This window comes from Foetidibacter luteolus, from assembly GCF_009650435.1.
GTDB classification, from domain to species: domain Bacteria; phylum Bacteroidota; class Bacteroidia; order Chitinophagales; family Chitinophagaceae; genus Foetidibacter; species Foetidibacter luteolus.
The window spans coordinates 1-11,688 of sequence record NZ_VVIP01000021.1; the positions used below are offsets into that span (position 1 = coordinate 1).

The following is an 11,688-nucleotide window of genomic DNA, read 5'->3' on the forward strand; positions in this document are numbered from 1 at the left end:
GTACTTCGTAAATCGTACTTATTCAGCTTCCGTCAACGCCGCAAATAGAAAGGCTTTTACCTAAAGTACTTCGTAAATCGTACTTATTCAGCTTCCGTCAACGCCGCAAATAAAAAGGCTTTTACCTAAAGTACTTCGTACTTCGTAAATCGTACTTATTCATACTTATCTTCGGGTGTATGAAAAGCATGCTTGTTTTCCCCCTGTTATTATTGGCTACAGTGCTTACCGCTCAAAAGAAACCGCTTGACCATACCGTTTATGACGGCTGGCAGAGTATTGGTGAAAAATACATCAGCAACGATGGCAAATTTGTGGTGTACACTATAACCCCGCAGGAGGGGGATGCCCTGTTGGTAATACAGCAAACAGATGGTAAAAAGCTGCTTGAACTGCAGCGGGGATATGCTGCAACCATCAGTGAAGATAACCGCTACGTGTTCTGTAAAATAAAACCAGCCTACCAGCAAACCCGCGATGCCAAAATAAAAAAGAAAAAAGCCGATGATATGCCAAAAGATTCTTTGGCTGTTATTAACATGGCCTCTATGCAGGTGGAGAAATTCGCGAAAGTGAAATCGTTTAAACTGCCCGAGAAATCGTCTGTATGGCTGGCATGGCAATACGAAAAGCCGGCGGCCGATACAACGAAGAAAAAAGACAGCACGGTTAAAGCCGCCGCTGCCGGCGATGGCCTTTTTGCCGATGCGGAAGAAACCGGCAATGGCGGAGATAAAAAAGAGGAGGGCACCCTGCTGATGTTGCGTAACCTTGTTACCAATACTACAGACTCTTTTACCGCTGTAACAGAATATTTATTTGATGAGCATGGAACAAAATTGCTTTTGGAAAGCAGCGGTAGCAAAAAGGATTCTGTAAAGCCTTCAGTTATTGTATATAGCCTGGATGCGGCTGTAAAAGATACTATCCTCTACAATTTTAATGATGCAAAAGCCTACGCCTGGGATACATTGGGCAAACAGCTTGCATTTGTGGCCGAGCGTGACAGCAGCGCTAAAGCCCTGCAAAAATTCTATAAACTTTATTATTATACAGCCGGTAACGACAGCGCTAAGATAATTGCAGACCGTTTTACCGCTGGCCTGCCTGCCAACTATGCCATTAGCGAAAATGCTGATATCCATTTCAGCGCATCCGGCAAAAGGCTGTTGATAGGAACAGCACCCATATTGCCGCCCAAAGACACCACATTACCTGAATTTGAAAGGGTAAATGTGGACGTTTGGAATTACAGGGACGACGACCTGATGACGGTACAGTTGAAAAACCTTGATAAAGACCTGAAAAAAAATTACCTGGCTGTTTGGGATGTAGCCACCCAACAGTTAACACAACTGGGCGATGAAAATTTCAGGCTGGTACGTGAAACCCTGGAAGGTGACGGAAACATTTTTTATACCGCTACCGATACCGGCCACCGCGTAGAGCGGCAATGGCAGGGTTACACCTTTAGCGACATATATGCTGTTAACCCCGCAACCGGCGCCAGGAAGTTGATTACAAAAAAATTCAAGGGCAACACGTATGCATCTTACACCGGCAAATACCTGTTGCTATATGATGATATAAAACGTGGTTATTCAGTTTACAACGGTATAACCGGGCAATTTTATAAAGTAGCGGCTGATATAAAATACCCGCTGTACGACGAGGAAAATGATGTGCCCGATGACCCCAACGCCTATGGTATTGCCAAATGGATGGAGGATGATAAGTACGTACTGATTTATGACAGGTACAATGTATGGAAGGTTGACCCGGAGGGAAAGGAAAAATCCATTCCCTTATTCGATGAACTTTTTACACGTTATAAATTGGAGAGGAGGTATTTGACTACCGATAAAAATGAAAAATTCATTGATGGCAAAAAAGAATTATGCTTTAAATTTTTCCTGGAAGCAGATAAAACAAATTATGTTGCTGTAGGAACGCTTTCCAATAATGGACAGATGGTGGAATTTGTAACCATGGCATCAGGACCTGCCATTAACAGCTTTCTGAAGGCAAAAAATGCAGGCGTGTATGTTTACTCCAAGGAAAGTTATCAGAAATCTCCAGACCTCTTTGTTACTTCAAGAGAAATAGATTCATTATTGAGGTTAACAGCGCCGCCAATTCCGGGTGACTATGGAAGAGATGTTTTAGCAACTCAACTTTCCCATCTCAACCCCCAGCAATCCCAATATTACTGGGGTACTTCAGAATTGTTTAAGTGGAAAGCCTATACCGGCAAATTAACAGAAGGTGTATTATACAAGCCGGAAGATTTTGACTCCACGAAGAAATACCCCATGATCGTGTATTTCTACGAACGCAATAATCAAACACTTAACAATTATATTGCCCCTGCGCCCACCCCCAGCCGGTTAAATATCCCCTTCTTTGTAAGCCGTGGCTACGTGGTGTTTGTACCGGATATCTGGTACACAACCGGCCACCCCGGCAAAAGTGCCTACGATTACATAGTAAGCGGCACACGTGCTTTAATAAAAAAAGGCTTTATTGATAGTGCCCGCATAGGGCTGCAGGGCCAAAGCTGGGGCGGTTACCAAACGGCCTATTTAATTACACAAACCAACCTGTACAAAGCGGCATGGGCTGGTGCACCGGTATCCAACATGTTCAGTGCTTACGGCGGCATACGGTGGGAGAGTGGTTACAACCGCCAGATGCAATACGAGAAACAGCAGAGCCGCATCGGCAGCACCATTTGGGAAAAGCCGCAACTGTATATAGAAAATTCTCCGTTATTCCACCTGCCTAAAGTAAAAACGCCGCTGGTAATTATGAGTAATGATGCCGATGGCGCTGTGCCCTGGTACCAGGGTATAGAACTGTTTACCGCCATGCGCAGGTTAAACAAACCCGTTTGGATGCTTAATTACAATAACGAAGCGCATAACCTGGTAGAGCGTAAAAACCGTAAGGATATACAAATTCGTGAGCAACAATTTTTTGACTGGCTGCTGAAAGACGCCCCTGCCCCTAAATGGATAACAGATGGCGTACCGGCGGTAATGAAAGGAAGGTGAGTAAGTACGATTTACGAAGTACGAAGTACCTGGGTATGTAAGATGTTTGATGTGGGATGTACGATGTAAAGAAGTAATGTCAAGTGCGATTTGCTTTTTGTGGCCGCCTGCTTCAGACAAATGAAGAGCTTTGCATAAAGTACTTCGTACTTCGTAACTCGTACTTGAAACAACCTGTACGCAAAAAAAGCAGCGTGTACACCACCGCGCCAGGGATTGCAGCGGTTACCCCGCTGAAGCCTTCGCAGCCCGGCTACTGTGGCGGAGTAATAGCGGAAAGCCCGGTGCCCATCGCCTTAGCGTGGGCAGGCGCCATAATAAAAATCCCACTCACTATTCACCACTCACCAAATGAAACTATTTAACCAGCAGGACAAGAACCGGGACATTGCGCACCACATACTTGGCAGCTCAACTACCATGATAGGGGTTTGTATTACCGTAATAACCCTGTTTAAATTGCTGAACACCCGGCTACAGACCTACGCCGATGAATTGCTAAGCTTTGATACCCTGGTTTTTACCGTGGCAGCCCTTTTTTCTTACGCCTCGCTGCGCAGCAACAACAACGCCAGGCTGGAACAGGTGGCCGATATTGCCTTTTTCCTGGGTTTGCTGGTAATATTGCTTGTGGCATTCATCATTGTTTTTACCACCTATTAACCGGCAATTAAAAAAAGCTTGCAGCGTAAAAATCACGGGAGGGCTGCCACCCAGATATAGGTTTCTCGCTTATCTTAGCACGATGGTAATGAATTTAAGTGAACAACACAGCCTGGTAAGCAATTGGGTAAGTGAGCTGAGAGATGTGACCATCCAGGGAGACCGTATGCGTTTTCGCCGTAACCTTGAGCGTATCGGCGAAATAGCAGCCTATGAAATAAGCAAAATGCTGCCCTGGCAGGAGCAGGAAATTCAAACGCCGCTGGGGCTGCACAACAGTAAAAAAATTGTACAGCAGCCAGTTCTGGCCACCATTTTACGCGCCGGTTTACCCTTGCACAACGGAATGCTTAACTACTTTGACAAAGCCGACAACGCCTTTGTCTCTGCCTACCGCAAACACCACCGCGACGGCTCTTTTGAAATTAATTTAGAGTACATGAGCTGCCCTACGCTGGAAAACAGGATCATTATTATCAGCGATCCTATGCTGGCAACGGGCGCCTCGCTGGTTAAAACCATTGCCGCCATGCGGGAAGAAGGCGAACCCGCCGAAATTCATGTGGTAACAGCTATTGCCTGCACCGTGGGCATTGAGTTTGTACACCGCGAATCCGGCGATGCTATAAAACTGTGGTGCGGCGATATTGACGATGAACTTACAGCCAAAGGCTATATTGTGCCGGGACTGGGCGATGCAGGCGATCTTGCCTTCGGGCCTAAGAACCAGGCTTAAATTGCCCGTTAAACTTGCCGCATTTTACACCCTTAAAAATCTATTTGTATATATTTACAAAGCCAAAATTAACCCATGCGAAAGATTGTATTGTTTCTGTTGTGTGTAACGATGATGAAGTGGAGCTTCGCACAAGACCCTCACTTTTCACAGTTTTATTCCTCGCCGCTAACGCTTAGCCCTGCTTTTACAGGAAAATTTGATGGTACTTTCCGCATGGCGGGCAACTACCGTAACCAGTGGCCTACAATTAACCGGGCCTACCAAACCGCTACAGTGTCGGCAGATTTTCACATTATGCAGGAAGCCCTTGACTTCCGCGATACCTGGGGCGTAGGCGTGATGGCATATACAGATAAAAGCGCCGCCGGGGCTGTTAACTTCAACTATTTATCACTTTCCACCGCCTTTCACAAAGGGTTGGATGAAGACGGGTTTAAACAGATAGGACTTGGTTTTCAGGCTACCTATTCCAACATGATGATCAACACTTCAAAACTTTTTTTTGAAGACCAGTTAACATCATCCGGGTTTACCGGCGTTACCATGGAAAGTTTCAGCGGGCAAAGCCTAAAAAACAGTTATTGGGATTTGAATGCCGGCGTTTTATACACCGCCAGCACCAACGACCGCAACAATTTTTACCTGGGTGTAAGTATGTACCATATTACCCGCCCGAAGCAAAGTTTTACCGGCGCTTATTATGTGCTTGACCCCCGCACCACGCTGCACGGCGGCGGTTACATACCTTTTGGCGAAGGCAATACCCTGCACTTCAGCGGCTTGTACAGTACGCAGGCTGGCGCCAGCGAAACCGTTTTTGGCGGTGCGGCCCAGTTACCTGTGGGAGATATGACGGTAGATAAACCTACCAGTGTATATATAGGCGCCTGGATGCGCATGAACGATGCCATTATACCTTATGTAGGCCTTGAATACAACGATTTCAGGCTGGGTGTTACTTACGACGTAAACACTTCCAGCCTTAAAACAGCATCCAACAGCCGCGGCGGTATCGAAATTTCCCTTATTTACATTAAGCGGCCCGAAGGCAGCAAAGGTTTGCCCTGTCCTAAGTTTTAATAAGAAAATTTTTTGGGCCCTGGCTGTTTTGCTGCTATGGGGCTTTGGTTGAGCAATCTGCGTGTCGAAGCAGCAGATTGGAACACTTATTCGGCTGGAAATTCTATGCAGCAATGTGGCCCAGGTTAAACTAAGTAAGGTGTGCCAAAATAGCCTGCCCCAGGAAAAATAACCAAAATCATGAAGTATTTTATTGCCGTTACCCTTTTAGCTTTACTATCTTCCTGTGAAATTAGCATTAATAAAGACCACGTTGCAGAAGGCAACAGGCTTATGGCAGAGGGCGATTACCCAAATGCAGCATTAGAGTTTGATGATGCGTTGTTTATGGACGAAGATAACCTGCATGCTTTAAGAGGTAAGTATCTTTGCGCCCTTAACTTGGGGTACAGGGATGAGGCACTTGAGGCAGTTAATAAGTTTATCCGGCTGCAGCCCGTTTCTTCAGTTGGTTATCATGACAGGGGAACAATTTTTATGATGGATGAAGATTATGAGAAAGCATTAAATGATTTTGACAAAGTAATTGAGTTAGGTACTGACTATCCAGCTATTGCATACTTTAATAAAGGAGAGGTTTTAAAAAGCCTGAAAAGAGACAGGGATGCCATAGCCTGTTATCAATATGTTGTAGGAGTTGATAAAAACGACGCAAGAGCTTTCTTAAAACTTGCCCAATGTTATAGTAACCTGACTATGCAGGATAGTGCCTGTGCTGCCTTCAGAAAGGCAAAAGATTTAGGCGATGAGGAGGCGAATAAAGAGTTTAATGCCTATTGTAAATAATTTCAAGGAATATTCTTTAGTTGAATAATACCCAGCATCCATGAAAAAACTTACCCTTATTGCTGCCCTTTTTACTATAATCTCTTCCTGCAAAAAAACACCGGAGCAATTAATTACCGGCCGGTGGGGGTTCAGCTTTGTACTTCCGCATTATATAGACTCATTGTCTGGCAATGCTGTTAATAATGAAGAGGGAGACGATCCTTCCACCTCACAACGCAATGCCCGGCTGATACTAAGGCCGGATGGAAGTTACGACCTTTGCCTGCTGCAGGCCTACCTTCATGGCAACTGGCATTACAATACCGGCGCCCGTACCATCAATCTTTCCGCGCAGGGCCATAAAGATTCATTTCGCCTGAAAGTAGACACCGCCGGTGTAGGTTTTATAGACCTTGAGGCAGACAGCCTGCTTACACAGGCTATCCTGCAACTTTCAACTGCCGATACCGCCAACCGGTTTCTTGACAGCCTGGTTTCATGCATTTTTTACCTGAGTAAAAATCCAGACCGTTATTCCAGCCTGGAAAAAGACCCCTACAGTATTATTTATAACAACTGGCGGGTTAAACCGTTACAGCCCGAAACCAAAGAGCAGATAGCAAAACGTACATTAAACCACCTGCAGTTTTTACAAATGATATTCCGGGACGCCAAAGACAAGAGGAAAACAAGGGTGGACTATAACTGGTTCAGCACGCCGTTTATTATCTCATCCAGCGGCGTTGCGCTTAAATTTTTTGAGGACGTTCAACAGGATTGGGTAAAAAATTTCTACGATTCCACACAAGCCCGGGAAGGGTACCAGTTACTGCGTAAATGTTTTAAACATAAATTGAAGCACCTGGACACAGAAGATATAGCTGAAAAAAAAATTTATATGTTCAGCCAGATGATTAAAAACATGACGGAGGAGTGAGTGGGATATGTTAAAAAGAAAATCAGTGTTTTACGTATAAGAAAAGTTGGCATGGTGTTGGAATTTGCTGTGATTCTAAACCATGATTATGAAGAAGAAAATTTTGACGTTGGCGGCTGTTACCGCACTGTTTGTAACAGCAGCAAGTGCCCAGGAAAAAGGAAAACTAAACCCCGGAGGCATTTACATTAAAGGCGGCTACAATTCCGCCAATATTTCCACTAAAAGCGATGGCTCAGTACACGATTCACGCAGCTTAGGTACATTTCATGCAGGCGTTATTGCTGATTTGCCCATAGCTGATATCTTCTCGTTTCAAACTGGCCTTTTATTAAATGGCAAGGGCGCTAAAGCAGACTATTACGCAGACCCTAACAATCAATCCGACAACTATGTAAAAACCAGGTTTAACCCGCTCTATCTGGAACTGCCGGCCAATTTTTTAGTAAAGTTTCCCATCGGTAATGATTTGCGTATATACGCTGGTGCAGGCCCGTATGTAGCTATGGGAATCGGCGGTAAGTCTAAAGCAGAAATATCTGTTTTAGGCGAGAAAACCACCACAAGTGAAAGCATCAAATTCAACAACGACGACCCTACTACCGGCGAGCAGGAAGGCGCAAGGTTCGACAGGCTGAAAAGGTTTGATGTAGGTCTTAATGCGCTGGCCGGCGTTGAAACCAACAGGTTAATGCTGGGCCTTAATTATGGCTGGGGATTAACCAAGATAAATTCTACCCAGACAAACAACAGCGACGATAAAAATAAGTACAGGACGCTTAGTTTAAGCCTTGGTGTAAGGTTACTATAACGTCTTGTATGTTACATGTTTCGGGGGAAACGTTAACAAAACAGAATGCTCATCAACAGGTTGGTGGGCATTTTTGTTTACTGATTGTCAATGACGAGCAGTTGCAAGAGACACTCCGCAGACTTTTGATTGCTGGCGCAATTTTCTATCGAAAATTAAAGTTTTATGGGCCCGGCAGAAGGAACAAATATGAGGCTTTACTTGCGTCGCACTCTTGTACGCTAGGATCTCTATGCAGCTTTGCCCGCAGGATAGTTTTGCTGCCGCACTACGGGGCTTTGGTTGTTCAATGTTCTTTTGTTCAAAGTTTAATGTTTACGGCCATCCGTTGTATATAAATTTTTTAACCAGCAACTTAGTAACATGCAACCGATACCCAGGCTTTTGTAATTGCCGCAAGCCCCCCTTCAACGGACCAGCAACCTGCAACCAGCAACTTGGTAACCTGCAACCTGGTAACCTGCAACTTTTATATCACTTTTTCTTCTGGTATAACAACTTTATCTGCGCCATGTTTATCCGCAAGGTCGCCCTTGTTTTCTAACTCAACCTGGCGTATCCAAACGGCGTAAGTGTTAGGGTAAATATGGCTGCCGGTAAACTGCGCATAAGCCTTGGTAAAGGCCGCCCCGAAGTATAAAATAATTGCTGAATAATATACCCACAGCAGAATTATTACCACAGAACCTGCTGCGCCATAAGAACTTGTTACACTTGTTTTGCCCAGGTAAAAACCTATAACAAATTTGCCCAGCATAAATAAAATAGCCGTTGTAAAAGCGCCCATGCGAACATCCTTCCATTTTATTTTTGCATCGGGCAAAACTTTGAAGATGATGCCAAAAATAAAGCTGATGGTAAGGAATGTAAGCAACTGGTTAATGCCATAAGCAGCATATAATGCTATCACCGGAAATTGTTTGGTAATGCTGTCAAACAATCTGGCCAGCACGCTATCTGCCACCAGCGCATTCATAATTACATTAATAAGCAGCGAAACCAACAGTATAAATCCCAGGCTCGCCAGCATGCTAAAACTTAGCAGGCGGTTAACCAGCAGTTTTATCCACCCCTTTTTAGGCTTGGCTTTTATGCCCCATATAAAGTTGATGGAATCCTGTATTTCAGCAAAAACACTCGTGGCGGCTACAGTAAGGGCGATAATACCAATAACAGAAGCCCAGGTAATATCGTTGGACACTGTAGCATTTTTAATAAGCTGCTGTATTTGCAGGGCAGGTTGTTCGCCAACAAAAGAACGTATCTCTGTATAAATTCTGCCTTCAATAGCGCTGCGGCCGTAAAACAGGTCGCAGAGGGTAATTACGACGATCAGCATGGGTGCGATGGAGAAAACGGTGTAATAGGCCAGCGCGGCGCTCATACGGGTTATCTTCTTGTCAACAAAGTCGTCTATGCTGTGGTTAAGTATTGTCCAGGTATTTTTAAAGAAAGCTTTCATTCATCGCTGTTTAGTGTAAGCAACGGTTTGCGGATAAAAATATTTATCCGATAGTTCCGGATACATGCTCGCAGATGCAATCATCATGCCCCGGAATGCTTAGGTAATACAAAAAATCAAATTACATAAAATGTAACACATGCCAAACTCTTGAGTAAGCGTTTAGGCGTATCAGCTATTCCAGATGCGCCATGCTTCTTCTGCCTGGCCAATCAGCATGTCGTAACCGTTTTGTGTAGTAGCGCCCTGGTTTTGGCCCAATTGCAAAAACCTGGTAACGGCAGGATTATAAACAAGATCGAAAAGGTAATGTTTGGGCGTAAGCAGGTGATAAGGTATAGCTGGTGCTTCTTCTGTATGTGGATAGGTGCCCACCGGCGAGCAATTGATGATAACGGAGTATTGTTCCAGCACTTCAGCAGTAATGGCCTCATAAGCAAAAACGCCTTCGCCGGCATTGCGGGAAACATATTGAGAAGCAATACCCAGTTTGTGCAATACATATTCTACCCCCAGGGCTGCGCCGCCGGTACCCAATAGCAGGGCATGTGTATGGTGTGGTTGTAATAACCGGGTAAAAGATTGTTCAAAGCCCACAACGTCAGTATTATAACCGGTAAGTTTGCCGTTTTGTATGTTAACGCAATTGCAGGCGCCTATTTGGCTTACCGCTTCGCTCATTTCATCCAGGTAGGCAATAACCTGCTTTTTATAAGGTATAGTTATACAAAACCCATGTAAATGGGGATTGTTCTGCAGTATGCCCGTAAGGTCAGTGATGGAAGGAATGGAAAAGTTCTCGAAAACAGTGTCGGGTATACCTTCTTTTTTAAATTTTTCCGTAAAATATCTTTGGGAAAACGAGTGCGAAAGCGGGTAACCAATTAAACCAAACTGGCGCATTATTTAGCAGTTTCGCTGTTAAGAAAAAGGTGAAAAGTATCACCACGCAAACCAATGCGCATAGTTTCCAGCGCAATTACTTCAGCGGGGGCAATATTACCCAGGTTTACGTTGCAGCCCAGCAGTTCAAGAAAATATAACTGCTGTGCTTTTTGGGGGGCTTCCCATATAATTTTGTCGCCGGGTATTTGGGTAAGTATCTCGTTTACCAACCCTTCTCTAACCTCGCCGCTGCCACGGTATATGCCAACGTTGCCGGCCTCACGGGCTTCGGCAATCACATAAGATGAGCCGGCTTCCAGTTCAGCCCGCATCAGTTCTATCCACTTGTAGGGGGGGATGATGTGCTGGGCATCTTTACTGCCCACTTCACTTAGTATCGTGGCATGCCTCGTAAGCTTTTCAATGTAGCCGCATTTTTCCGCATGAGGTATGGTGATAGAGCCATCGCTCACTTCTATGAAAGAAACGCCATAATCCTTGCAAACAGCTATATAGTCATCAAACTGGTTGCGAATTAAAAAAGCTTCAAATAAAGTACCGCCGAAATAAATAGGGATATCATACTTTTTATACACTTCAATTTTCTCCCTCAGGTTGGGCGTAACGAAAGAAGTGCCGAAACCAAGTTTAACAATGTCAACATGCGGATGAGAAACGCTTAAAAAATTCTCTGTTTCATTAATGCTCAGGCCCTTATCCATTACCATCGTTAGTCCTTCGCTTCGGGGTTTTTTCCTGCGTTCCGGAATCTGTGACAAGTTGAAATTCATGTATATCGCTGATTTAACGCTGGCAAAAATAAGATAGTACGGGTGAAAGAAAGTACAAAGTTTCAACCAGGAAGCCCGGGTATGTAAGATGTCAGGTGTACGGTATGGGATGTAAAATATTTGTGTCTTGTCCTGAAATACAGGGCAAACGCATCTAAAATTTATTGAAAACAGTATTAGCGAGGAAGTTGTTGTCCAGGGTACAGAGGAGCCGTTTCTTTTTGATGCTTAATTTTTTAGTGGTATTATTCTTTAAAAGGTTGAGGGCTATTTTAGTGATAATGCTAAAGTTCTCAGCGGCATTACCGGCCTGTTTTGTACTGAGGTCTTCGTTAAAAATTACATCCAGCACCCAATGCAGCTTGTTTTCAATACCCCAATGCTGGCGGATGATGCTTAAAAAATTTTCGGGTGTTGCCTGCAGGCTTGAGATATAATACCTTATTTCCTGTTGTGTTTCACCGGTTGACAGTATTGTTCTGTTAGATTCAATACAGAT

General features: G+C 44.4%; 11 protein-coding genes. 7 read left to right on the top strand and 4 right to left on the bottom strand.

Annotated elements, in window-relative coordinates; all coding sequences use genetic code 11:
• Nucleotides 1–179 precede the first annotated feature (179 nt).
• The 7 genes from F0364_RS06185 (at nucleotide 180) to F0364_RS06215 (ending at nucleotide 8,051) form a co-directional block, all read left to right on the top strand.
• Entirely contained in the window at nucleotides 180–3,053 is a 2,874-nt protein-coding gene (locus tag F0364_RS06185) for an alpha/beta hydrolase family protein (RefSeq protein ID WP_153796898.1), read from the top strand.
• A gap of 351 nt (nucleotides 3,054–3,404) precedes the next feature.
• A complete protein-coding gene (locus tag F0364_RS06190) occupies nucleotides 3,405–3,716 on the top strand; it encodes a hypothetical protein (protein WP_153796899.1) in 312 nt (103 codons plus the stop codon).
• 88 nt (nucleotides 3,717–3,804) lie between these two features.
• Entirely contained in the window at nucleotides 3,805–4,452 is a 648-nt protein-coding gene (upp, locus tag F0364_RS06195) for a uracil phosphoribosyltransferase (RefSeq protein WP_235921018.1), read from the top strand.
• Nucleotides 4,453–4,527: 75 nt separating this feature from the next.
• Entirely contained in the window at nucleotides 4,528–5,535 is a 1,008-nt protein-coding gene (locus tag F0364_RS06200; protein ID WP_153796901.1) for a PorP/SprF family type IX secretion system membrane protein, read from the top strand.
• A 180-nt stretch (nucleotides 5,536–5,715) separates the two neighbouring features.
• Nucleotides 5,716–6,321, top strand: coding sequence for a tetratricopeptide repeat protein (locus F0364_RS06205; RefSeq protein ID WP_153796902.1), 606 nt, complete (start codon nucleotides 5,716–5,718; stop codon nucleotides 6,319–6,321).
• A gap of 40 nt (nucleotides 6,322–6,361) precedes the next feature.
• Nucleotides 6,362–7,240, top strand: a complete 879-nt coding sequence (locus F0364_RS06210) for a hypothetical protein (RefSeq protein ID WP_153796903.1) — start codon at nucleotides 6,362–6,364, stop codon at nucleotides 7,238–7,240.
• 88 nt (nucleotides 7,241–7,328) lie between these two features.
• The gene (locus tag F0364_RS06215; protein ID WP_207632544.1) at nucleotides 7,329–8,051 is read left to right on the top strand and encodes a porin family protein; all 723 of its coding nucleotides are present in this window, start codon (nucleotides 7,329–7,331) and stop codon (nucleotides 8,049–8,051) included.
• Between the two features lie 469 nt (nucleotides 8,052–8,520).
• On the opposite strand, the gene F0364_RS06220 is transcribed toward F0364_RS06215, so the two are convergent.
• From F0364_RS06220 to F0364_RS06235, 4 genes are all read right to left on the bottom strand, one after another.
• Entirely contained in the window at nucleotides 8,521–9,513 is a 993-nt protein-coding gene (locus F0364_RS06220) for a YihY/virulence factor BrkB family protein (RefSeq protein ID WP_153796905.1), read from the bottom strand.
• Between the two features lie 171 nt (nucleotides 9,514–9,684).
• Entirely contained in the window at nucleotides 9,685–10,416 is a 732-nt protein-coding gene (locus F0364_RS06225; protein WP_153796906.1) for a shikimate dehydrogenase family protein, read from the bottom strand.
• Nucleotides 10,416–11,189 carry a phosphosulfolactate synthase gene (locus F0364_RS06230; protein WP_153796907.1) on the bottom strand — a complete coding sequence of 258 codons (774 nt, stop codon included), beginning with the start codon at nucleotides 11,187–11,189 and terminating at the stop codon, nucleotides 10,416–10,418. The genes F0364_RS06225 and F0364_RS06230 overlap by 1 nt, the downstream gene beginning before the upstream one ends.
• Before the next feature lie 154 nt (nucleotides 11,190–11,343).
• The coding region (locus F0364_RS06235) for an ISAs1 family transposase (RefSeq protein WP_207632545.1) at nucleotides 11,344–11,688 on the bottom strand (345 nt) is incomplete at its 5' end.